Genomic DNA, 24,444 nt, shown 5'->3' on the forward strand with positions numbered 1-24,444 from the left:
TAGCGCAATATTTGTTTACACGGGTATTTGTCCCACTGGGAAATACGCCAAGCCGGGAATGAGATGGACGATAGTCAGCAAAAAGCAGGGAAGAGTCATTCGCCAACAGATATAGCGATTGTTGGAATGAGTTGCGTGTTCCCCCAGGCGCCTGATATTCAGACCTTCTGGGGAAACATTGTCAGCAAGAAAAACGCAATTACTGATCCCCCGGCAGATCGCTTGATTGATGAGGTGTTCGACAGTGACTTAGACGCCAATGATCGTATCTATTGTCGTCGCGGCGGTTATATCGACGACAATACCGAATTCAATCCCATCGATTACGGCATTATGCCGGTGAGTGTAGAAGGCGCTGAACCAGAGCACTTTATGGCGCTGAAAGTCGCTCAGGCCGCATTAAAGGATGCAGGCTTCGGTGAATTGCCGTTTAACAAGGAGAAGTTTGAGGTCATTCTTGGGCGTGGCACCTACGTCAATCGCGGCTATGTGAACCTGTTGCAGCACGGGCTTGTTGTCGACCAGACGCTGGCATTATTGAAACAACTTCACCCGGACATCGATGCACAGACACTCGCCGACATCAAGTCATCGCTAAAGAGCAGCCTTCCGCCGTTTACAACGGAAACAGCTCCGGGACTCGCGTCCAGTGTGATGACAGGCATTATCGCCAATCGCATGGATCTCAAAGGGCGGACTTATACCGTCGATGCTGCCTGTGCTTCTGCGCTTATAGCACTGGAAAATGCGGTACAGGATCTGGCCGATGGTCACAGCGATGCTGCGCTCGTTGGGGCAGTTCAGATATCGACGCCAGCGGTAATTCACATGCTGTTCACCCAGCTCAATGCGCTGTCGCGACACGAGTCGCTCAAGCCTTTCGACAGCGATACCGATGGCACCATGCTAGGCGAAGGTATCGGTATGGTGGTGCTGAAACGTCTGGATGATGCCATACGTGACGGACACCGAATTTACGCTGTGGTTAAAGCGGTTGGGTCCTCCAGCGATGGCAAGGCCAAAGGCTTGTTGGCGCCCCGGCCGGAAGGTGAGGCGATGGCGTTGAGCCGTGCCTATGCCAAGGCATCGGTAGACCCGGCTTCCATCGGCCTGATCGAGGCGCACGGTACGGGGCTTCGTCTGGGTGACGCAACCGAAATAGCCTCTCTCGGCAGCCTGTTCGGAAACGACGGTGCGCGAAAGGACAAAATTGCCGTAGGCACAGTGAAATCCATGATCGGTCACCTTATTCCCGCCGCGGGCATAGCCGGGATAATCAAGACCGCGCTGGCGCTGTATCATAAAACACTGCCCGCGACACTGGGGATAGAGAACCCCAACGAGGAACTTGGCATTGACAAAACCCCGCTGTACCTCAATACCGAAACCAGACCGTGGATTCATGGCCGTGACGGTGCGCCGCGTCGGGCCGGTGTCAATGCCTTTGGTTTTGGTGGGATAAATGCACATACAATTCTCGAGGAATACAGTGGCTCGGCTTCCGCTCAAGTCTGTCTCAACCGACAGCGCGAGTGCGAGTTCGTAAGCGTCAGCGCCGATTCGCGTGAGGCCCTTGTCGATGAATGTAGAAAAGTGCTCGCTTACCTGCAGGCGCGACCGGATACTGAATTGCTCAATGTCGCCTATACGCTCTGGCATGATCACCAAAGCCGTTACCCCCGAGGGCATGCAGCTGCGCAGGCGCGCTTGGGAATCGTCGCCAACAATATCGCCGATCTACAAAAAAAGCTGACAACATCGGTAAAGCAGTTGCAGGAACAGGACAGGCAACAGATTCGCAACCGCAAGGGCGTGTTTTACACCGAGAGCCCCCTGGGTAAACAGGGGACTCTGGCGTTGCTATTTCCCGGCGAAGGTTCCCAGTACGTCAACATGTTGAAGGATTTAAGTCTGGCCTTTCCGGAGGTAAGAGAGTCCTTCGACTTACTTGACCGCGCGTTTGTCGATCACGAACGCGGTTTTGTGCCGAGTGAGTTCATTTTTCCAACACCGCTGTCAGACGAGCGCGAGGCCGAGGACAGGCTCTTCAATATGGATGGTGCTGTTGATGCCGTGATATCGGCGGACCGGGCGCTTTTCCGCCTGATAACGTCACTGGGTATCAAGGGTGATGTGATAGTGGGCCACAGTTCTGGTGAGATTATGGCGCTTGAGGCCGCCGGCGCGATACAGATTCCGAATGAGTCGGACCTGATTCGTTTTATTCAGGAGGGCAACCGGGCGATTGAGGCACTGGCCAAGGCCGACAATATTCCCCAGGGGCAACTGCTGGCGGTCGGTGGTGTCGAGCGACAGGATATAGAAGATGTCATACAGCGCAGCGATGGCCGCCTGATACTCGCAATGGAGAATTGCCCGCATCAGTTTGTGCTGTGCGGCAAGCCGGCGGATATCGAAGAGTTCTTGCCATTGTTGGCCGAGCGCGGTGCCCTTTGCCAGAATTTGCCATTCAGCCGGGCGTATCATACCCACCTGTTCGAGCGTGCATTAGGGCCGCTCAAAGCATTTTTTGATACCTTGCCGATCAGTGCGCCTACAGTGCCACTTTACTCATGCCTGTCGGCTGATCGCTTCCCCGATGATGAAGCGTCTATTCGCGAGCTCGCCGTCCTGCAGTGGGCGCGTACCGTTCGCTTCAAGGACACCATTGAGAAGATGCATGACGATGGTGTGCGTATTTTTCTTGAAATCGGGCCGCGTAGTAATCTGACCGGTTTTGCAGGTGATATCCTGAAAGAGCGCGATGCGCTGGTGGTGGCTTGTAATTCGCAGAGGAAAACGGGCCTCTCGCAACTGCTGCATACGCTGAGCCAGCTCTTTGCGCATGGCGTGGAAATGAGCCTGGATACACTCTACGAGTCCCGCCAGCCCGAATTGCTGGATCTGTCTGAACTGAGCCCGCCCGTGACTAAATCGGCTTACAAATTGGCGCTGGGGCTTCCGGTTATCAAGATTGCTGAGGATCAGGCACGCGATTTTGCCACGCGACTGGCGCGAGCCAACCCTGTGTCAGCGCCACCGGCCGCAGGCACACCATCTGTATCAACGCCGCTGGAATCGGGTAGCCCTGAAGACCGCAGCCAGGTGGGTTGGCAGCAGCCTCGTGTCGCGGCTTCAGCCGCCCCATCCTCGACTGCGACGGGTATTGCTGACAATGATGCCGCTACGGCGGTTGTTGCTGAATACTTCAAGACGATGGATGCGTTTCTGGAACTGCAGCAGCAGACAATGGTTGGCATGATGGGGGTAGATGCGTCAACACCGCCGGGTAGCGGCGGTGGGGGGGAGCCGGTTACAGGGCCATTGCAGGGCCTCGTCACAGAATCTGAACCCGGTCTTCGTCTTGTTATGCAGCATCAAATCAGTCTGGGAGAGCAACAGTACCTGCATCACCACACGCTTGGCGGACAGATTTCCCAGTACGATCGCGATCTGGTCGCGCTGCCAGTCTTTCCATTGTCGATGGTGATCGAAGTGATGGCTGAAGCGGCGATCGCTTTTCAATTGCGCAGCAACCCCACGCGGCTAGTGCTTGTAAAAATCACGCGCATCGAGTTGCTCGATTGGTTGTTGCTGGAAGGTGAGGCACCGCTGTTGTTGCGGTCGTCTGTCACTGCGGATGAGAGCGGTGCAATAGCTGTAAGCGTTGCGGTAGGAAAGGGTGACGTCATTGTGAACGTGGCGAGTTGCCATTGCATATTCAGTGACAGCGAGAATGCCACGTGGAGGAGTCACGCACCAGGTATTGGTGCTGAAACGCGCGGCGGGATCGACAGCGCCGATTTTTATCCGGGCATGCTGTTCCACGGTGCAGCATTTCAGTCTGTGAAATCTGTCGATATCGTAGGCACAGAGGGTAACCAGAGTGTCCTGCAACTGCCGAAAGACAATTGGTACCAGCGTGGCGGGGATCAGTCTGCCCGGTTTGTCGCGCAACCGATCTTGCTCGATTCGATCGGTCAGACCATCGGTCTCTGGCTTGCCAGTCAGTATGAACATAACTTTGTCGCCTTTCCCACTGGCATCGATGAAATAGCATTCTTTGGAACTGCATTTGAATCGCAGGATGTGGCAACAGTCAGGGTCCGTAGCGTAAGCAGTGCCGGCGCCCCTGTCGGTGAGAATGATCTCAGTGTGGTATCAGACGCTGTTGTATCAGATGCGTCGGGACAACAACGCGTTATTGTGAGTGGCTTGAGGCATCGGCGCGTGATTATGCCGAACCTGTTTCATGCGTTCCGCGGCAGCCGGGATGTTCGATTGACTTCCAGAAATGATCATCTTGTACCTTCTCTGCCCTCTGGCGGCCCGTTCCACTGCCGAGTCGCCGACCTGATAAAAGCGGAGTTCTGGTCTGCGGAAAATGGCATATGGGAGAAAGTACTGGCGTATATTATTTTGAGCCGGCGCGAGCGCAACCTCTGGCTACAGATGGTAAATCCCGGTGAGCGTATTGAGTGGCTGTTACGGATGCTGACGATTAAGGAGACCGCGGTCGAGTTTCTGCAGGCACAGCGGGCACTGTCGATCTGCTGCGCTGATGTAGAAGTGGATATCCAAACAGATAGCAGTGTTTTACTCGGCGGCGCATGGCTTGAGAGCGCACAGGAAGCCCCATTGGTTGTCAGCAGTAAGGTGAGCAATGAGGCGGGTGAATTATTTGATTTTTGCTACATCACCTGGGCTGCGATGAGCCAGGATGTGAGTAGCGCATTTGAAGCCGGTTTGGCGGTAGCGCGCGATGGCAACTCCCCGGCGGGGCATACGATTCAGTAGCGTGACAGTAGTTCGATTTTTCCGGCCTGCCACAGCGGTAACCGGGTAGTGTATCAAAGCAATTTTGAGGGGATTCAATGACAAACGGGATTGGAAGTACACAAGCAGCAGCGCCTAACAGTGGCGGGGAGCAGGCCATTTTGCCCGTACTGGTAGAGATTCTTGAAGACATGATTGCGGACTGGGATATGGATCTAGATGAACCGCTGGGCAGTAATACCCGCCTGATTACCGATCTCGGTTTTGAATCCATTGATGTCGTGCAATTCATCGCCGCCATCGAGGAGCACTATCGTAATCGTGCCATTCCATTTGAGGAACTGGTGATGAAAGATGGCCGTTACGTTGATGAAATCATTGTAGGGAATGTCGCGACATTCCTCGTGCCGCATCTGTCTCATTGATAGGGGAAATTTTATGCAACCCACATTACTGATAGGCCTCGATGGCGCCACCTGGACAGTCCTTGATGACCTGATGGAAAAAGGTGTTATGCCTTTCCTGAAGAAATTCACCGAACGCGGTGTTAAAGCGGGCCTGAACTCCACACCCAATCCGCTGACGCCGCCGGCATGGACAACCATCATGACGGGTCGAACGCCCGGCAATCACGGGGTGTTTGATTTTATTTATGCCGAGAAACGCAAAAGCGATTACTACTTTACGCTGTCGACGTTTAATGACATTAAGACGGAAACCATATGGTCCATTGTCAGTCGATCGAATGGCAGGGCGACAACCCTGAACTATCCGTTGATGGCGCCACCTCCCCCGGTTGAGGGTACGGTGGTCCCGGGGTTGGTGTCCTGGCGGCATTTGCGTCGCCACGTTTTTCCCCGTGAGCGCTTTGACGAACTCAAACAGATACCCGGTTTTGATCCCCGCGAACTGGCCTGGGATTTCGATATGGAGAAGAAGGCCTCGCAGGGTATCTCGGAGGATGAGTATGAGGCGTGGGCAGAATTCCACATCAGTCGTGAGCGGCAGTGGTTCAATGTAGCGAAACACCTGATGAAGAATCACCCCACCGAACTGACATCCATCCTGTTCGACGGGCCCGACAAGATGATGCATATGGGTTGGCGCTTCGTCGACCCGGATAATTTTCCCGAGAATCCCACCGACTTTGAAATCAAAATGCGCGATCTGATGCAGAAGTTCTTCCGCGAAGTCGACGGCTTTATCGAGGAGTTAGTGGCGTTGGCAGGCCCGCAAACACGAGTGGTGATGGTTTCAGATCATGGCTTCGGGCCCACCTGGGAGGTGTTTCGGGTCAATACCTGGCTGGCGCAGGAGGGCTATTTGACTTGGCGTACCTTCGATGAGGATATGGACGAGAACGACAGGGCCGCTTTCGACAAACTGAAGGACAAGCACTTTGTGTTACTCGACTGGGATAAAACCACGGCTTACGCACGTTCAACAACCTCCAATGGGATATATATCCAGGTCAGCTTCAAGCCCGATGAGCCGGGTGTGCCAGTTGAGGAGTATTACGCATTCCGTGAAAAGCTGATCGAAAGATTGGCGACTATTGTCGACCCGGATACCGGCGAACGGATTGTGATTGACGTATTGAAGAAAGAGATACATTTCCCTGGCGATTTCAATGATCAGGCACCAGACCTGACAGTAGTCATGCGAGATCATAGCTTTGTTTCAATCCTGGATAAGGAACCTGTGGTTTGTCCGCGACCGGCGATTGACGGCACTCATTATCCCACTGGCATATTCGCCGCAGCGGGGCCGGGAATCAAACAGGGTGTGGTGCTGCCAGACTTGGAGATTGCACAGGTAGCGCCCACGGTTCTCTATAGTATGGATATGGATATTCCCTCGAATTTTGAAGCGCCGGTTCCGGCCGATGTATTTGAGAGTGAATACTTCGCAGAGAATCCGGTTCGCATTGGTGAGCCGACTTTGCCGCCACTGTCGGCGTTGGGGCAGGAGGGCGATTTCGTTCGCCTGGACGAGGACGAAGAGGCGCAGCTGATGAAGCAGATGCAGGCGTTGGGATATATGGAATAGCGTAGAGCCAATCAAAACCTGCGTGTCTAACTTGGAAACTGGGGCAGTGTAATGGGAAGTGTGGTCTGTGGCAGGGGCGATGTAGAGGCCGTCAAAATCAGTTATCGGCAAGTAGGCGAGGGGCCCGATGTTATTCTGATCCACGGGCTGGCGGCGAATTGTGCTTTCTGGCAGATGGATCTGTTGCTGCCGCTGTCCGCCAATCATCGGGTGACTGTCTATGATCTGCGTGGTCACGGCTACAGTGGTATGAGTGAAACAGGCTATCGGCCATCTGATATGGCCGAGGATCTGCTCTCGCTGATGGATCAGTTGAATATCGAGAAAGCCACCATCGTCGGCCATAGTTTCGGTGGGGCGGTGGCGCTGCGTTTTATCGAAAGATTTCCATCGCGAGTCGAGAACCTGGTGTTGGCGGACACAAGGGTTCACGCTATTCAGCCGAGCAATTTTGCACGCGACTGGCCCAACGCTACTGAAGCATTGCCCAAGCTGCACGCGTTGGGTCTGGATATTCCCGAGAATGAGAGAGACTCGGGTATCTGGTTGCTGGAGCAGTTGGCCAAACCTGAATGGCGTTCGGAACGCCACAAACTTAAAGGCAGTCCTCTGTTTATGCCGTTCGCCCCTTTCGGCGGAGGCGCCCGCTCTGCTGACAAATGGTTGAAGTTACTTCAGACAACGAAGGCGCGGGAGGAAATATCGTTTGTTGACGGCCCCACCGCAGAACAGATCAGCCAGATCACCCAGCCGGTGATGGTTTACTACGGGTCGCACACCACACTGCAGGATTCCTTCCATGGCTTACAGAAACTGTTGCCAGGTTGCAGTGCGGTGGTGGCACCGCAGGCGGGACACTTTTTCCCCTTGTCACAGCCGCAGACCTTTGGCATTGAAGTGGCAGCCTTTCTTGCCGCCACCCAGAGCGCCAGGACTGCGCTAAAAATTCACGACCGTAAAGTGGCCGCGCAGGATCCGGCACGGGAGGCGGTGGCAGCGGAGAGCAAATGACAACAGAGCACGTAAAACCCGGTGCGCTCGATACTATTCGGGTCGTTGATTTTACTCACCGTGTTGCTGGTCCCTATTGCACCAAACTGCTGGCCGGATTTGGCGCCGATGTCATAAAGATCGAACCTCCCGGGAGTGGCGATCCGGAGCGGACAATGCCACCGTTTGCGAAGGGGCCGGGAAAGTCAGCTGACAGTCTTTCTTTTCTCTGGCTGAATACAGGAAAGAAAAGCGTTGCGCTTGATCTGAAAACGCCCGCCGGAGTTGAGAAAGCGTTGTCCCTGATAGAATACGCGGATGTAGTTGTTGAAAATTTTTCTCCAGGGGTAATGGCGCGTCTCGGATTGGACTACGAGACATTGAAGCAAGTTAACCCCAAGCTAGTCATGCTTTCAATTTCCAATTTCGGTCAAACTGGGCCCTACCGCGATTTTAGAGCTGAGGAAATACAGCTCAGTGCGCTGAGCGGCATTATGGACAGTACCGGTTCTCCTGAGCGGGAGCCACTGTCTGCTGGGCCAAAGTTGAACCAGTACATTGCCGGCTTGCACGGTTATCTTGCGATTCTCTTCGCATTGGAACAAAGGCAGTTTAGCCGCGTTGGTCAATACATTGATTTGTCCATTATGGAAAGCAGTATTGAGCAAATCGAAAATCGGGTCCACGGTTTCCTGGCTAAAGGTACAGTGGCTACCCGGGGGGCGCATCCCTTCGTTCCATGGGGAAATTTTGCCTGTAAAGACGGGTATGTCACGGTGATTGGAGCACCGTTTCGGCGTTGGCCACAGGGGTCAAAGTTGTTCGGAGATTCGGTGCTGGCAAGTGAGGACTTCTATCATTTACGCGACAGGATCGAGAACCGGGCGCTGATAAACCAGCATGTAAAAGACTGGGCTGAAGCACTGTCCAGACACGATATCTTTGATGTCGGCCAGCGCAATGGTATGAGTTTCGGCTATGTCGCCGATCTCGATGAAGCGCTGAATTCAAGCCAGCATGAGGCTAGGCAGTTTTTCCAGACCATTGAACACCCGCAGTTGGGCGCAGTCCGCATTTGTGATGCCCCTTTTAAAATGCATTTAACGCCATGGGTAACCGGGCGTACACCCGCATTGGGAGAGCACGACGCCGTGCTTGATCATCTCGGCTCAGGTATGCCCGCAGGGGGCTTTGGAAGTGATTCTCCTGCGCAGGATCAGGCAACTGCCGCCAGTGAAATACGACAGCCGCTGGCAGGTATTCGCGTTGTCGACTTTACCCACAGTTGGGCCGGGCCGCACTGTACAAGGCTGCTCGCCGATTACGGCGCCGATGTTATCAAAATAGAATATCCTGGCAGGCTGTGTTTTTTTCGGGGAGGACGCACGCAGGATCAGGCATACAACAAGCAGACACCCTGGGATCAGATTAATCGCAATAAGCAATCCGTGGCACTGGATTTGAATCGCCCGGCGGACCGCGCCATGCTGTATGAACTCGTCGCGACTGCAGACATATGCGTATCGAACTCCCGCCCGGGTGTCATGGAAAAGCTTGGCTGCGACTACGCCACTCTTGCGGGCCTGAAACCGGACATCATCATGCTCTCGATGTCGGCATTCGGGGAGACAGGACCCTATGCGGGTTACTGCGCTTACGGAGCCGTGATGGAGGGCCTCGGTGGTATCCAAAGCCTCACGCGCTACAGGGGTGACGATACGCCGCAGCGCATTCGTGAGATGGATGTGATCAATGGTATAGGCGGTGCCGCGGCGATTGCCACTGCATTACACCACCGCAGGCTTACGGGGCAGGGGCAGTTTATCGATCTGTCGCAGATGGAGTTGGCCACCCACGCGCTTATTGGAGAACAATTACTACAGTGGGAGATCGACGGAGAGTCCAGTGCACCATTAGGCAATGCCAGTGCGTATTTCGCGCCGCAGGGGTGCTATCCCTGTGTCGGGGAGAATCGCTGGCTAACATTGTCGATTACAAGTGAGCAGCAGTGGCTGTCGTTTTGTGACATTGTGCAGGCAGATCAATCTCATGAGGATGCCGGGAGTCACCTAGGATTGGACCTCAAGAGTGACTCCCGTTTCGTGACTAACGAGCACCGACTTGCGAACCGCGATGCGCTGGATGATTTGATTATGCGGTGGACTGCTACAAGGGAGTCTTCCGCACTGATGGCTGAGCTGCAGGGAGCGGGTGTCAGTGCTGCTGCAGTTGTGAATGTCGCCGAACTAACCGAAGATCCTCACCTGCAATTTCGCCAATACTTTCATAGCGCCGCCTCGGGTAGCGTCGCTGAACGTGTCAGCCAGGCGAAATTCGTAGGTGTGCCCTTCAAACTGAAAGGTATGAAAACGACGGTGTACCCCGGCCCTCGACTCGGCGAGCACAATCTCGACGTTGGGCGGTTATTGCCAGGCCTGAACAGAGACGCGATTCCAATACTGGACGAATCCAGTATTGGAACAGCATACGACTATTAGGGTAGCCAGGACCAGACGTCGACGCGGAAGAAACGCAGAATCGGTTTGGCTATCGCACCCCAGAGGGTTCCGGAGCTGATATAAATTCGTGCAGTACCCGTCATACCGGGCACGAGGCCTTCGTCCCGCTCTTCGAGGGTCGCATAGATACGGATTTTCTTATCTGTTTTTGTCTGCCGCTGCAGTTCCAGTTGAGCTTCCCTGTCTGTTCGGAATAAATCCACCTGGAAGTCGGATTCTTTGACAGCATTCATTGATACGCGGGCGACTTCCCCCGATAACAGTTGCCCATCAAGCCCCCGCAGCCTGATCTCAACCGGCATGCCAGGCTCGATGCGCCCCGCCGCAGACTCCTGGGCGGCAATTTCTGCCTCCAGCGATGAGGTGTCCTGGACAACGAGGATCAGGTCGCCCGGAGCAACGGTATTGCCGACACGATCTGATGTATTGACCGTGATAACCTGGCCTGAGAGGTTAGTGCGAATCTCGCAGAGGGAAAGCATCACCCGATTGTGTTCCAGCAGCGCTTCCAAGCGATTGACTTCGGCGCGAGCCGCGCTGATTTCATACGGGCGCGGGCCGTTAATTGCCCGCTCGAGATTTGCCTCTGCTAACGCGATACTGTTGGTGGCGTCGTTGAGGCGCATTATCGTCTCATCCAGATCCTTTTTTCTGGCATAGCTGCTCTGATCAAGTACCTTCAATCGCTCGACTTCGGAACGCTGGAATTTCTGCTGAATCCGGTACTCTTCTACTTGCTGGCGCGCAATAGTGATGTCTTCTTCGCGTGTGCCCGCCTCGAGTAATTCCAGTTGCGCTTTTGCCGCGGCTAATTCAGCCATAGTTGTCTGCACTGCTGCACGTTCTTCGCGGCCTGCCAGGGTTGCGACAACATCTCCTTCCTGTACAAAATCGCCTTCTTTGACGTGGACAGCTTGTATCTCGTCTTCTATCTGCGCCCGAATGCCCTGCTGTGCGACGGGCATGAGCCTTACCTGACCAGACACTTCATAGTCGTAGGGGACGAAGCCTATAAGGATAACTATCCCAACGAACGACAATCGCAGGAGCCAGTCGGCTCGCTCTTTCCCAATTGCCTTTACGAGTTTCTGATACCAGCCAATTTTCACGAATTTATTCTCTATTGAATCCCTGTACCACCAGATAAGCAAAGTGATGAAGAGAAGTACACCAAACCCCTCGAATCGGGATATAAGGAGCCATCCAATCAACCCGATTATGAAAGAAAACCATAGTAACTGAAAGATATAAATGCCCGAACCATATATTCGCAGCCAGAAGCGGCGGTGCTCACTGCACGCTCTCTTACCCGGCCTGAATAACAGCATATTTCGAGCTTCTGACATCGCCCAGTCTCGCAGATCCTGGATGCCGTAGTGATAGGAGATCAGCATGTAACCATCGCCGCGACCAAATGGGTTAAGCATTACCAGTACTGATATGATGGCTGCCGCCATAACGATCAGGATAAAAAGGGAAATCGCCGAGTCATTCGGGGCAAGCCGCCATAGAATCGCCGCGATTGATACGATAACAATATTGCCCAATGGCCGCAGGATCAGCAGCGTCAGCTGACCGCGACGGCTTATTCGGGCCAGGGAGTCCTGAATATCACAGAAAAAGTAGGGTACGAGGTGACGGAAAAAATACAGCCTTATACTGGCGATATGCCCAGAAAACTTGCGGCAGGCCACGCCCATCAAAACCTCTCGCGGCAAGGTCACAACAAAAACATTTCCGAGAAAGATAAACAGTACCAGAAACAGCCCATAATCAGCGGCGGCTGATTGGAACTGATCCAACATGGTATCCGCAGACTTGATAAAAATAGTGGCAGCGAGAATAACGAGAAGAAAGACAGGAACCAGTGTAGCGGGGTGCAGCATCCAGCCGATAACTTTTTCCACCCAATCGATGCGTCGATTTATCCAGGTTTGGCTCCGATAATCTCTCCTACGATTGCGTTGCTTCTCTGCAACCGCGGAGCCTGCATCCGAGAGTAAACCTACATCTGTCAGCTGATTCAGGAACTCCTGCAAGTGCCGGGAGGCAAGTGACTGTCCTGTCCTGCGTGTATAGTCATCACAAATCTGCTGCGGGGTTCTCGAGCCGTCGATCAGGGAAAGCAGTTCGACTTCCCTTTGGCCGCACTGTATACGTCGATCATCAGCTTTATTAACGATAATAAAGCTGTTCGATTTGATCTTTAGAATTTCAGCTTCTCGTGAAAGCTCTGGTTGCATGTGAATTGCCCTATTATCGGCAGCTGCGGAGGGGGCGTGCCCGTTTTTTGGGCTCATTCACGATTGAACTGTTATTCATGTCACAAATCACTTTATTTTAGGAGGCCCCGATACACCGCTTCAAATAGTAAACAATGCATTATTAGCATATTATAAGTCGCGCGGCATTTTTTTTGATTGAATTTGATACGCGCGTTTAACGAATCGGGGTTTTTAGTTACAGCATGTGTTGGCATCGACAGTGAATGAATATATCCCCACACTGAAAGACCTGGGAACGGGCAATCTATCGCGCCTTCAGGTGGTCCAGGCTTACGTTCAAAAAGGTAATGTCGATCAAGCGCTCACCGAATGTCTCGATATCATCGAGCACGATCCTCAGCATCCCATGGGACATCTTGTGCTGGGTTGGATCTACCTGATCCGCGGCCAGTTGGAAGCCGCTACCACTGCATGTGAAAAGTCTCTGTCGCTGGATCCTTCTCTGGCGAAGGGTTATCTGATCCTCTCCCATCTAAAATCAGAAGCTGGCGATATTAGCTCAGCGATCGATCTGTGCGAGCTTTCCGTACGATACGCTCCTGAGGACAGTTTCGGTTATCTCATGTTGGGTGATCTATACGCGGGGAGAGAAGCTGTTGAGGAGGCTATCAGGGCCTACCGTCTGGCAGTGAAGTACAATACGCAACTGCCACTTGTTCACTTCAAGCTGGCATCCGTTTTGGCGGAGCAGGGAAGAGAATCGGAGGCGATTCACGAAGTTCAGCAGGCATTACTGTTAAACCCCGGTGCGGCACGTGCGCATCAATTGCTGGGCGATATCTATTTCGCCAAGCAGGAATATGCCGACGCTGTACGGGAGTTCCAGAGGTCTGTGCAACTCAACCCTCAACTGTACGAAGGCTTTCATAAAGTTGGCATGGCGTTCCTGGAATTGGAGCAATTCGGACTGGCGCTGACAAATTTTCGTCAGGCGCTTTTGGTAAACCCAAAATCGGCGGAGACGCATTATGCTCTCGCCAGGCTCTATGCCAGGATGGGGCAACCGGAGCAGGTATCCACAGAAATAGACGAGGCCTTGGCAATCAACCCCAGGCTGGGCGTATTGCACCCTGATATTGATGGTCTGCTTGCCGGGCTGAAGAATGCTCACAGCATTCCAGAATAACAGTGTCTACCCGATAGCATTTGAATAGTAACCAACATGATGATCGAAGTATGTCGATTCCCGGTGGATTGAGCGCGGGAAATTTTCGCCCGGTCGCTGTCCGGGGGTTCGGCGATGGTTACAACTCCTATCCACACTCAATGGCCTGGTACAAGGGGCATCTGTATGTGGGTACTACGCGCGCTGTGTTAGCGCACCGCGGGCGCTGGCGGAAGATGGCCGGTGGCGTCGGCTGGAACTCTGACATGTGGCCGGTAAAGACACCGGAAGGCCCTTTCGACTTTGATCTGCGCGCAGAGATATGGCGTTACTCGCCAACTCTGGCGCAGTGGACGCGCGTCTATCATGCCCCTTTAGTTATCGGCGCAGATGGTTTTGAAGTGCCGCGCAGCATTGCCTTCAGAGCCATGCTGGTGTTTCAAGGCGCCAGTGATTCAGAGCCTGCACTGTATGTACCGACCATGGGAAGTCACCAGACTCCCGAGGCAACGCTGTTGCGCTCGATTGATGGTGAAGAGTTTGTGGAGGTTTCTGAGCCGGGCTTACGATTTCCCGATGAATACAAACCACGGGGCGTGCGCGCGCTTATAGAATTTCGGGGGCTGATGTTTACAGCGCCCGCTGTTGGCGCTACAGCGCGTGAACCCAATAAGGCGGGTTATATGGTAATAGCCGTCAATGCCGATCCGTCGAACGATCGCTGGCAGTTGGCGTGCGAGCCTGGCTTTGGAACGTCCAACAACGCAACAGTGTTTGATATGGAGGTGTTCGACGACCACCTCTATGCCGGCACAATGAACCCGAATGAAGGGTTTCAAATCTGGAAAACGTCTGCCCAGGGAACACCACCTTACAAGTGGGAATTGGTGATGGACAGAGGCGGTTACCGTGGCCAGTTGAACCAGATAGCGATGACACTCAAAGCCTTTAATGGGCACTTATATGTGGGCACCGCGATACAGGGAGGCGGCCGCGATCCGGACCTTAATGTTGGTCCCGCACCGTGTGAGATTTTAAGAATCCGACCCGATAATTCATGGGATATTATCGTGGGTGATCCACGCGTCACGCCGCAGGGATTGAAGGTACCGCTCAGCGGTCTTGGCGCGGGTTTCGGTAAGTTTGCGGCCGGCTACCTGTGGTCAATGAACGTCCATGATGGATGGCTGTATGCAGGTACGTTTGACTGGATGATGTCGCTACCTTTTATACACCGCGATAATTGGACGGAAGCCATGCGCCAGACGGCCGCGCATATCGACCTCGATGATTTGGTCCGCGATTATGGCGGGTGCGATATTTGGCGAACCCGCGATGGTGTGCACTGGCTATCGGTCACCCATAACGGTTTTGACAACCATTTCAACTATGGTGCCCGTACCATGGTATCAACGCCGCATGGGCTGTTTATTGGCATGGCAAACCCCTTCGGCCCCGAAGTCGCGGTGAAGCGCAAAGCGGGGTGGCGATACGAGCCCAACGCTCGCGGTGGAATTGAGGTATGGGTTGGAGAAACGGGTGGTGGCAGAGACAGCGAGTGTGATATCGCGAACCGCCTGCCACTGGATACTGCAATTGATTACGAACAAGGAGCCAGTGCTGTCGCGCTGCGCATAATCGAACACTTTTTTGGTGACACGGGGTGTTGTCACCTGGGTTTCTGGGCGGATAGCCGGAGCGACGGACGGGCATCCAGCGAAGCGCTGCTGGCAGAGGTGTCCGCCTTCCTGCCGGCGTCGCCAGAGCTTATCGTCGAGTTGGGGTGCGGTATCGGTGCGACAACCGACTATTTCAAATCCTCATTCCCTGATGCGTCTGTGGTGGGTATTACTACCGATAGAGAGAAGCTGCTCGCTTGCTCGCCTGCCGATACGTCTCTGACGTTTGAGAAATCCGATCTCGCCAAAATCAAGCGGCCGCCTGCTTCAGCCGACGCGGTTGTCTGGATAGCGGGGCAGGACAGGCTGTGTCGCAGAGAAAAGTTGCTCAGAAGTGCCTTCCGTCTTCTCAGGCCCGCCGGTGTGCTCGCGTGCTTTGAGCAGATCTCGACGGATTTCACCAACGATAGGACTTTTTTATCCAAAATTAGGCCGCAAACTGTTCTGGATATCGAAGAGGTGTATCAACGTATTCTGTCTGATCAGGGTTTTGTTGATATTCAGATATTCAATGTTACAGAAGATACTCTTGTGGCAACCCGCGAAAATTTCGATTTATACCTCGCTTCGTTGAAAGTCTCGCGCACGATTGATGATGAAGTCACCGCCGCGGCAAAAGACATGCTGCTGGGTGATCATGCTAGTGTGTGTCTATTGATCTCCGCAAAAAAGCCAACGGGATAGCCAGCCGGGTCAGGGTGAAAAGGCTCAATTGTCCTGACGTGAATCCGTTTGGGCTCTGTCAGCTGCCAAATTCATGCGCAATTATCGATTCAAACGTCGCCACATATTCCGATACCGTCGCTTCGTCGATACACTCCTTGATAGAACTGAACACCAGATTGAGGCAGCCGTCGTAGGTAATAGCTCCAAATGCCTTTTCGAAAATATCAGACGTGCCCGGGTAAAAGAATAACTTCTCCACTGTGAGCCCGCCTTGCTCTGCGGGGAAATTTACTCGAGCCAGGTTGGTCAGCAGGACGCCACGTTTGGCGTTCTGTGCTCTGTTTTTTTCCATGGTGGCGATCACATCGTCACGCTTGCAGAATTCCTGGATTTTTTTGTAACCGCTGGCGTCGGGGCCTATCCAGCTACCGAAGCGCTTCATCTGTACTGCATCGAGAAGCGTGGGGTCAATTGAGTCCGCGTAAGCCAGGCCTTTCAGTATGCTCTCACTGGATGCTGACACTGCGATGGCTTTGTGCAGTTTGCGAGCAAACTTCCACAGGGAATCGCCGGTGTTGCAAGGGAAGTCGAACATGGCACCCGCTGCGTAAAGGCCCACTGCCTCTCCTGGGTTGTGCAGTAGAAAGCTGCGGGTGCTGACAGCGACTCCGGTACGCCGCAGAAAGGTCTCGGCGTCTCCCTGAACGCGATATTGAGTGTGCAGTAGCAGGGCCAGCAGCCCGGTATTGGCGGTTACCCGTTCCCGCTTGCAGTGTTCGAGCAAGCGGGAGGTCTGGTTGCGACTGAGCGTTATGGTGCAGGCATCGAAAGTGTAATTGTTCCAGTACGAGGTGAACAAATCCTGGTAATCAATCTCGCTAAAGAGGACTCTCTGCTTCTCCCAGGCTGCATTCACATCCTGAATCGCACTCAGGCGCTGCTGGTCTAGCACAACACCTGCATCAATATTGGCACGTTCTGCGGGCACCTGATCGCCCAGCGGAGCGACAGCCCTGTCGGGCTGGGCGAGCGCTGTCATTATGTCACGCACCAGATAGGTGAGTGACAGGCCGTCACAAATCATGTGGTGACAGGAGATAATGAGATCTGATCGATCAAAGGCGTGTAACAGCCTGAATACTATCGGAGGTTGGCTGGCAGTCCTGAAGGGTATTTTCTGGATGTCCAGAGCCTCCTGCAGCCACTGTTGGTTGCTGTGCCGGTCTACCGTCGACAGTTCAATAGGCTCAACGCCCTCGGTGGTAAACCACGCATTGCCTCTTTCATCTACCGCAGTGCTTGTCTGGAGCAGGCGGTGGCGTGTTTGTACCGCAGCAATAGCCCTCTGTAACGCTGCGGGATCAACATGGCCTTTGATCTGCAGGGTCAGAATCACGCAGGAATTCGGCGCTCGGAAGAAACGCCGCTCCAGCGGCGTCAGGTTTCGCAGGCAGCCAGTTTCAGTTTCGACCCGGTTCATGGGTAGAGATACTCTGCAGTCACTGTGAACGTCATTGGCCCCGTCTGTTTTCGCGGCGCTCCACTTCAATCTCTGAGACCAGGTCTATTGTATCTTTGCGGAGATTTTCCCTGGCGACCACAGTCTCATTTAATTCCAGATAGGCACCCGTGTCGGTTTTGAATTCAGGCCATTGGGGTAAACTCTGGCCATTGGGGTTGCCCGTCTTCGCAAAATTAGTCCAGTAACTGCTTATTATGTCAGCCATTTCTCTGTCGCGCGGTTCAACTTTGGCCCTGCCGTTGTCGAGGCTATTCATGACAAAGCGGATTTCACTACCGTGCCACGCACCCAGTCGCTTGCCGAGGAAGTCGTTGCGCACATAGGAAAAGTAGTACAGCCAGACCGGGTTGCCCGAGGCTGCCATGTTTCTGGCAATAGAGCGCATCGGCGCTGCACAGTTCATATCTGATGAAAGCAGGTTCAATACTTGCTTGGGTTCTATGTCGTCAGCGTTCAATTGATACGCGGCGGCAATCTTGTCGCCGTATTTGGGATAGGCCGCGTCGATCGATGCCTGTGCTCTGCGCGTTGTCATAAAAAAGGCCTTGCGCAAGAACAGAGTTCCCTCATCTGCATTTGAACCGAGAAGGACCGGGACATCGTGGGCTTTGTGGCGGTCGAACAGATCGCCCGGGTCATCGGGTACGACCCAGCCATCAGCGATTGGCTCAAAAGGATAGCCGTTGTCGCCATCGTCATCCGATGAAACAGTCATTCCCGGCAATCTGGGCTTAGCGGTCTCAATCAGTTCCTCAACAGATTTACTGCGCATGTCGGCGATGGGGTCTTCGGCCTGTGCACTGCCGAGTTGTCGAGCGATATCTTCACCCACTTTTTCCATGGCCGGTCGGCCATACCATTCCTCCCGTAAGTGCTGTATGGGCCTGTAGGTGGAACTGCTCTCCATAATCGCGCCGTGGAAAAGTCCGTCTGCCAGTGGGCTTACCAGTAAGTGAGCGACGCTTCTTCCGCCAGCGGACTCCCCAAACAGCGTTACCCGGTCAGGGTCGCCGCCAAAGGCTGTAATATTGTCCTTCACCCATTGCAGTGCGGCGATCTGATCCAGCAATCCATAATTACCTGACACATTGTGTTCAGATTCCTTCGAAAGTAGAGGGTGAGCCAAAAAGCCCAGCGGTCCGATGCGGTAGTTGAAATTCACAACAACGACATCTTTCAGCGCTAGTCTCTCCCCGCTGTAGAAGTCCTGTGACGCGGTATCCGATATAAAACCACCACCATGTATCCACACCATGACGGGAAGCCTTTCGCTGGCCTTCTTTGCAGGGGTCCAAAGATTGAGGTAGAGGCAATCTTCAGAGGCGGCATCAGCATCAAACATCGGGCTGTCCGCATCGGCGGGTTGCGGGCAGGGAGGGCCGAATCGCTGCGTGGGTTTAACATCCGTCCACGGTTTTTCCGCTTGTGGTGGTTTCCAGCGCAGACCGCCTACCGGTGGCGCAGCATAGGGGATACCCTTGAATTCGAGGACGCCTGTACTGAGTTGATTGCCGTAGATAGCGCCCGATTGAATAGTCACAGTGCGATTCATGGTGGAATTCCCTTCATCGGAGAGGGCGGGCGGGGATGTCAGGGGCGATAATGAAGCAAGTCCGAAAATGACAGACAGGACAAGCGCGGTTGCTGTTCTTGCCCCGGGGAGCATTCTTTCACTACTCAATGAGCGCATGCAGTTTCCTCTGACGAATCTCCTGTACCCAACGTCCAGGAAAGATAGGGGGTTTGTCCGGCCTCGGTGGGCCGGTGCAGGCAGGCCCGAAATACTGAATTGGAAGTGAAGATCGACAATTACGGCGTACGTCAACATGCTCTCAATGCGATTTCGGTGTTATTACAACACCTTCGACGCAACCATTCAGGTATCTTCTATACCGATACGCACTTCATAATAGTCCATAAAACGGGCGCTTGTGTAGAGGCACTTTGCCTGTCACGGTTTGCGCAGTGGAAACTTGCTACCGCAGACACAGTGCGCATGAAATCGCGGGAAAAATTCGGAAAATGCCTCCAAATTTGCGATTAATACCGCTATGCTAGAGCCTCAGGCCCGCTTTTCGTGTGGTGACTTGCCCGGCAAGCGATACGGTTGTTTTCCCTCCGATGACATGGATCGAGTAAACAGTATGAGCGACAGGATCACTATTATTTCGGGCCTTCCCCGGTCAGGGACATCGGCAATGATGCAAATGCTGGTCGGCGCGGGTATGGAAGCGCTGACTGATGATTTGCGCACACCCGACAAGGACAACCCGAAAGGGTATTATGAATTGGAAATCGTGCAGCGACTCAAGGACGATGCATCATGGATTGATGATGCGCAGGGTAAGGTTGTGAAGGTGGTATCGCCCTTGCTGAAGTATCTGCCCGATGGGAAGGACTATGACCTGATTTTTATGCGTCGCGACCTCGATGAAATAATTGCCTCACAGTCCAAAATGATCGAGCACAGGGGAAGTGATGGTGCTGAACTTGAAGCGGAGCAACTGACACGCGCTTACAAGAACCACCTTAAGGATATCTATATCTGGATGGGGCCAAAGTCTAACCTCCGCGTGCTCAGCGTAAACTACCGAGACTTGATTGATCGCCCCGCCGAAGTGAGTGCAGAGGTGGCCAGCTTTCTCGGTGGGCGTCTCGATCCCAATCAAATGGCTGCGGCAGTGGATGCTGATCTCTACCGCAACAGGGCTTCAGGCAGCTAGTTTTCGACAGCCAGCATGCGGCGGGCTCTGGACAGACTCACAGGGCGTGGCGGGCGATGTTCTCTGACCTGTCGTAGATGCGCTTGCCCCCGCCTGTCTTCCAATCTATCCAATGGCGAAATTGAACCACGATGCTTAAAACGCAGGAACTTGCAGGGTTTATAGCATCCTACCCCAAGCGGGGGTTGCCGGGTGACGTGGTCGGTATGATCAAAGCCGCTATCACCGATTATTTGGGCGTGACTTTGGCCGGATCAAAGTCTTCAGTGTTCCTCAAGGCAATGACGCTTCATAGCGTCGCCGAGGGGCCTGCAAGTATCTGGGCGACGGGTTTGTCCGCATCGATAGCGGATGCAGCATTCTACAACGGCATCGCCGCGCACAGTCTCGAACTGGACGATATCAATACACATATGGTTGCTCACCCCAGCAATCAGTTATTGCCGGGACTGTTTGCACTTGCCGAGGGCGAGTATAAGAGTGGTTACGACATCATTCGCGCCTATCAGGTGGGCTTCGAGGTCGGCATCGCTATCGCCAATCAGACTCACCCGGTGTTGATTCAGCGAGGGTGGTTTCCCGTCGGGGTGCTGGGCCCTGTGATGCAGGCAGCCGCCTGCGCGTGCCTGCTTGAACTGAATCAGGAAGCTATCACCAATGCACTCGGTCTGGCGGCAAATACTGCCTCCGGTTTGCGCGAGAACAGTGGAAGTGACGCCAAACCGATTGCTGCTGGCCACGCCTGTGCAGCTGGCGTAAGAGCCTCGCTGCTTGCGCGGGCAGGTGTTGGTGCCAGCAGTGCTGCTCTTGAGGGCCAGTTTGGTTATCTTCGCTTGTTCGGCGAAGTCGACGCTCCAGGTGGCCAAGCTGGTGTGGGTTTGGCAGGTGCACACCTTCCGGCGTACGATCAATTCTCACTGCTGGAAAGTGGCTTGAACTTCAAGCCCTACCCCTGCTGTGGGGCAAACCATTCGTCCATTGATTGTGCGCTGGAAATCATCACATCGAATGCTTTTTCGACGGATGACATTGCAAAAATCAGTGTCACCATTCCCGAATCGGCCAGAACAATCCTGCTACACACCGATCCGGCCACTGCCGACGAAGCGCGGTTCAGTGTCGAGTACTGCACGGCCCAGGCACTGTTGCAACGTGAAGTCGGGCCGGCGCAATTTACCGATTCCGAGGTGCAGAGTGAGGGCGTCCAGACACTGATAAAGAAGGTCACGCGACACTACCGGAAGAACCACTCTTCGCCCGATGAATTGAAGCGGGGGCATTTCCCGGTCGAGATGGAAATTACGTTGAACGATGGGCGTATGCTCTCGGCCAGCGTCGAATATGCCAAAGGCAGCGCCGCAAACCCACTTGCCGCGGAACAACTGGAAGAGAAGTTCGTCACATGCGCATCTGTCGCAGCCAGCGAAGAACGCATCAGTTCCCTACTCAGCCTGCTTCGCCGCTTTGATCAGATGGAATCTATGGTAGAGCTGCAGCGCCTCGTCAGGGACTAATTGAGTCTGCACTAAAATCCCCTTAGGAGTGAACGTAGTGGTAGAAATTGTCACGCAACCAGAAAAAGTCACAACCCAGTGGCTGACGCAGGTCCTGCAAAGAAGCGGATACCTTGGCGAGGGCGCAGTTAAGGCGCTGGATTATCAGGTCATCGGTACGGGCAAGATGGGCGACAATGCCCGTTTTTCACTGGCATATGAGGGTGAGCAGGGTAGTTGCCCGCACTCAGTGATCATAAAATTTCCTGCGGCAGATGAGAAAGCGCGGGAAATGGCAGGCGCCCAAGGCGCATACTACAATGAGGTGATGTTCTATCGCCACCTGGCGAGACGGACGAGTATGCGCACGCCCGCCATATACGCGAATGAGATCACTGACGATCGCCAACTGTTTGTCACTGTGATGGAAGATATGGCACCGGCGCAACCCGGCAGTCAACTGGTCGGTGAATCCCTGGCTCATGCACAACTGGCGATGCGCGAGGCGGCGAAACTTGCTGTTGCATTCTACGGTGATGAAAGCGTGGGCGCACATGATTATGTCATGAGTCAGGTGCGCGATGATGGCGGAGCATTCGGGCAGGCACTGTTGCAGGAGTACTGGCCGGGGTTCCTTGCGCGGTTCGGCAGTGGTATCAGTGCGGAGTGCGAGGCATTCGGAGCATACTATGTCGACCGGCACAGTCGTTTCGTCTCGTGTTTTGAGGGGCCCAGAACACTGGTACACGGAGATTTCCGCAGTGAAAACATACTCTTTAATGACGACGTAGTGTGTATCGTCGACTGGCAGACGACCAGTGAGAGCAGCCCCCTGACGGATCTGGCTTATTTTATGGGCGGCAGTGTCGATACGGATGATCGCAGGCGCTGGGAGCAAGATGTTGTGCGTGAATACAGCGAAGTACTGCAGGAAATGGGTGTTGATCTGGGCTTTGAAGCGTGTTGGGAGCAGTATCGAGAGCAGTCTATGCACGGTCTGTTAATTACCATACTGGGCGCCAGTTTCTCAGCCGCTGGAGAGCGCAGTGACCGGATGTTTCAGGTGATGATTCAGCGGCACCTCCAGCACTGTGTCGATCTGGATGCAAAAGCATTTCTGACGTAGTCACCGGGTAGGAGGTGCGCACAGCACTCCCCGGCGCGTGACACGTGCGCCGTCGAAGGCGCCTGCAATTGGCCAAAGCTGAAGTATAAGGAATTTGTAATCATGTCGTATATTCACGAGACAATCACCAAACTGCAATCCAGTAGCCCCGCACAATCAGAATTCTATCAGGCAGTGGAGGAGGTGCTGGATTCGCTGCAACCGCTGCTCGAGGCAAATGAGCAGTACCGCAGACATGCGATTATTGAGCGCATCGTTGAGCCTGAACGGCAGATTATGTTTCGCGTACCCTGGGTGGATGATCAGAAGAACGTACAGGTCAACAAGGGGTATCGCATTGAATTCAACTCGGCGCTGGGGCCTTATAAAGGCGGCTTGCGTTTTCACTCCAGCGTAAATGCCAGCATCATCAAGTTTCTGGGTTTCGAGCAGATTTTTAAGAATGCCCTGACAGGGTTGCCCATCGGCGGCGGTAAAGGCGGTGCAAACTTTGATCCAAAGGGGAAATCCGACGCTGAAATTATGCGCTTTTGTCAGTCATTTATGAACGAACTATACCGACACATTGGCCCGACGACCGATGTGCCCGCCGGCGATATCGGTGTGGGTGCGCGGGAAATCGGGTATTTGTTCGGCCAGTACAAGCGCCTGACTGGACGCTATGAGGGGGTGCTTACCGGCAAAAGCCTGCTCTGGGGGGGATCCCGTGTGCGCAAGGAGGCCACCGGCTACGGCTGTGCTTACTTTGCCCAGAATATGCTCGAGGATGGCGGTGAGTCATTGGATGGAAAAACCTGCCTGGTTTCAGGCGCCGGCAATGTGGCGATTTACACAATTGAAAAGCTTTACCAGTTGGGCGCCTGCCCGGTAACTTGTTCCGACTCCAGCGGTACTCTGTATCACAACAAGGGAATTGACCTCGATACGCTCAAGGACTTGAAGGAAGTGCGCCACGAACGATTGCATAAATATCTGGAGGTCCATGCAGAAGCAGAATTTGTCCCGACCAGCGATTACCCGAAAAACGGTCATGCGGTGTGGCGCTTCGACGGTCAACTGGCCTTTCCCTGCGCTACCCAGAATGAACTCACAGCGGAAGATGCTGAAGCACTACTGGCCAATGGGTGCCTGGCTGTCGTGGAAGGGGCCAATATGCCTACGACACAATCTGCGGTTGATGTTCTGATTGATGGCGGTATGTATTTCGGGCCGGGCAAGGCGGCGAATGCCGGCGGTGTTGCCACCAGTCAGCTCGAGATGGCGCAGAACGCCAGTATGCAGTCCTGGAGTTTCGACAAGGTAGAGGACAGGTTAAAAGGCATCATGGCCGATGTGTATACCGGCGTGCGCGACACCGCTGCTGAATTTGGTGCCGCTAACAATTTGGTGCTCGGTGCCAACATCGCAGGCTTTCGCAAGGTGGCAGATGCGATGATTGAGCAGGGTGTCGTTTAGCGCCCCGAGTGCTTCCTTCTGAGGCATTCCTGCTCGGGTATATGCACGCCGAACGC

General features: G+C 54.0%; 14 protein-coding genes. 11 read left to right on the forward strand and 3 right to left on the reverse strand.

What is annotated here, in order from left to right:
- Positions 1-63 precede the first annotated feature (63 nt).
- The 5 genes from AC0L6S_RS02290 to AC0L6S_RS02310 all read left to right on the forward strand — a co-directional run bounded on the left by AC0L6S_RS02290 (position 64) and on the right by AC0L6S_RS02310 (position 10,313).
- Positions 64-4,797: a type I polyketide synthase gene (locus AC0L6S_RS02290; protein ID WP_473426802.1), complete on the forward strand. Its 4,734-nt coding sequence runs from the start codon at positions 64-66 to the stop codon at positions 4,795-4,797.
- Positions 4,798-4,874: 77 nt separating this feature from the next.
- Complete coding sequence (locus tag AC0L6S_RS02295; protein ID WP_473426803.1) at positions 4,875-5,201, forward strand: acyl carrier protein; 327 nt, start codon at positions 4,875-4,877, stop codon at positions 5,199-5,201.
- 13 nt (positions 5,202-5,214) lie between these two features.
- Positions 5,215-6,825, forward strand: coding sequence for an alkaline phosphatase family protein (locus AC0L6S_RS02300; RefSeq protein WP_473426804.1), 1,611 nt, complete (start codon positions 5,215-5,217; stop codon positions 6,823-6,825).
- 51 nt (positions 6,826-6,876) lie between these two features.
- Complete coding sequence (locus AC0L6S_RS02305) at positions 6,877-7,836, forward strand: alpha/beta fold hydrolase (protein ID WP_473426805.1); 960 nt, start codon at positions 6,877-6,879, stop codon at positions 7,834-7,836.
- Positions 7,833-10,313, forward strand: a complete 2,481-nt coding sequence (locus AC0L6S_RS02310) for a CaiB/BaiF CoA transferase family protein (protein ID WP_473426806.1) — start codon at positions 7,833-7,835, stop codon at positions 10,311-10,313. The genes AC0L6S_RS02305 and AC0L6S_RS02310 overlap by 4 nt, the downstream gene beginning before the upstream one ends.
- Here the strand turns inward: AC0L6S_RS02310 and AC0L6S_RS02315 are convergent.
- Positions 10,310-12,577 (reverse strand): HlyD family secretion protein, encoded by a 2,268-nt coding sequence (locus AC0L6S_RS02315; RefSeq protein ID WP_473426807.1) that lies wholly within the window; start codon positions 12,575-12,577, stop codon positions 10,310-10,312. The genes AC0L6S_RS02310 and AC0L6S_RS02315 overlap by 4 nt on opposite strands.
- Positions 12,578-12,818: 241 nt before the next feature.
- Between AC0L6S_RS02315 and AC0L6S_RS02320 the strand changes: the two genes are divergently transcribed.
- Together AC0L6S_RS02320 and AC0L6S_RS02325 are read left to right on the forward strand one after the other, a co-directional pair.
- Positions 12,819-13,745 (forward strand): tetratricopeptide repeat protein, encoded by a 927-nt coding sequence (locus tag AC0L6S_RS02320; protein WP_473426808.1) that lies wholly within the window; start codon positions 12,819-12,821, stop codon positions 13,743-13,745.
- Positions 13,746-13,795: 50 nt separating this feature from the next.
- On the forward strand, positions 13,796-16,087 hold the full coding sequence (locus AC0L6S_RS02325) for a class I SAM-dependent methyltransferase (protein WP_473426809.1): 2,292 nt from the start codon (positions 13,796-13,798) through the stop codon (positions 16,085-16,087).
- 58 nt (positions 16,088-16,145) lie between these two features.
- Here the strand turns inward: AC0L6S_RS02325 and AC0L6S_RS02330 are convergent, their stop codons facing one another.
- Both AC0L6S_RS02330 and AC0L6S_RS02335 read right to left on the reverse strand, forming a co-directional pair.
- A complete protein-coding gene (locus AC0L6S_RS02330) occupies positions 16,146-17,549 on the reverse strand; it encodes a condensation domain-containing protein (RefSeq protein ID WP_473426810.1) in 1,404 nt (467 codons plus the stop codon).
- Positions 17,550-17,580: 31 nt separating this feature from the next.
- Entirely contained in the window at positions 17,581-19,143 is a 1,563-nt protein-coding gene (locus AC0L6S_RS02335; RefSeq protein ID WP_473426811.1) for a carboxylesterase/lipase family protein, read from the reverse strand.
- A 592-nt stretch (positions 19,144-19,735) separates the two neighbouring features.
- Between AC0L6S_RS02335 and AC0L6S_RS02340 the strand changes: the two genes are divergently transcribed.
- From AC0L6S_RS02340 to gdhA, 4 genes are all read left to right on the forward strand, one after another.
- Entirely contained in the window at positions 19,736-20,314 is a 579-nt protein-coding gene (locus AC0L6S_RS02340) for a sulfotransferase (protein ID WP_473426812.1), read from the forward strand.
- A gap of 131 nt (positions 20,315-20,445) precedes the next feature.
- Positions 20,446-21,828 (forward strand): MmgE/PrpD family protein, encoded by a 1,383-nt coding sequence (locus AC0L6S_RS02345; protein WP_473426813.1) that lies wholly within the window; start codon positions 20,446-20,448, stop codon positions 21,826-21,828.
- 37 nt (positions 21,829-21,865) lie between these two features.
- Positions 21,866-22,933, forward strand: a complete 1,068-nt coding sequence (locus tag AC0L6S_RS02350; protein WP_473426814.1) for a phosphotransferase — start codon at positions 21,866-21,868, stop codon at positions 22,931-22,933.
- Positions 22,934-23,035: 102 nt separating this feature from the next.
- Positions 23,036-24,388 carry an NADP-specific glutamate dehydrogenase gene (gene gdhA / locus AC0L6S_RS02355; protein ID WP_473426815.1) on the forward strand — a complete coding sequence of 451 codons (1,353 nt, stop codon included), beginning with the start codon at positions 23,036-23,038 and terminating at the stop codon, positions 24,386-24,388.
- Positions 24,389-24,444: the final 56 nt, after the last annotated feature.

The sequence above is a fragment of the Halioglobus sp. D3-4 genome, assembly GCF_055809315.1.

Excerpts from the sequence above, each read along its gene's own strand:
- AC0L6S_RS02290 (WP_473426802.1), top strand. The coding sequence starts at position 64 with ATGGACGATAGTCAGCAAAAAGCAGGGAAGAGTCATTCGCCAACAGAT.
- AC0L6S_RS02295 (WP_473426803.1), top strand. The coding sequence starts at position 4,875 with ATGACAAACGGGATTGGAAGTACACAAGCAGCAGCGCCTAACAGTGGC.
- AC0L6S_RS02300 (WP_473426804.1), top strand. The coding sequence starts at position 5,215 with ATGCAACCCACATTACTGATAGGCCTCGATGGCGCCACCTGGACAGTC.
- AC0L6S_RS02305 (WP_473426805.1), top strand. The coding sequence starts at position 6,877 with ATGGGAAGTGTGGTCTGTGGCAGGGGCGATGTAGAGGCCGTCAAAATC.
- AC0L6S_RS02310 (WP_473426806.1), top strand. The coding sequence starts at position 7,833 with ATGACAACAGAGCACGTAAAACCCGGTGCGCTCGATACTATTCGGGTC.
- AC0L6S_RS02315 (WP_473426807.1), bottom strand. The coding sequence starts at position 12,577 with ATGCAACCAGAGCTTTCACGAGAAGCTGAAATTCTAAAGATCAAATCG.
- AC0L6S_RS02325 (WP_473426809.1), top strand. The coding sequence starts at position 13,796 with ATGTCGATTCCCGGTGGATTGAGCGCGGGAAATTTTCGCCCGGTCGCT.
- AC0L6S_RS02330 (WP_473426810.1), bottom strand. The coding sequence starts at position 17,549 with ATGAACCGGGTCGAAACTGAAACTGGCTGCCTGCGAAACCTGACGCCG.
- AC0L6S_RS02335 (WP_473426811.1), bottom strand. The coding sequence starts at position 19,143 with ATGAATCGCACTGTGACTATTCAATCGGGCGCTATCTACGGCAATCAA.
- AC0L6S_RS02340 (WP_473426812.1), top strand. The coding sequence starts at position 19,736 with ATGAGCGACAGGATCACTATTATTTCGGGCCTTCCCCGGTCAGGGACA.
- AC0L6S_RS02345 (WP_473426813.1), top strand. The coding sequence starts at position 20,446 with ATGCTTAAAACGCAGGAACTTGCAGGGTTTATAGCATCCTACCCCAAG.
- gdhA (WP_473426815.1), top strand. The coding sequence starts at position 23,036 with ATGTCGTATATTCACGAGACAATCACCAAACTGCAATCCAGTAGCCCC.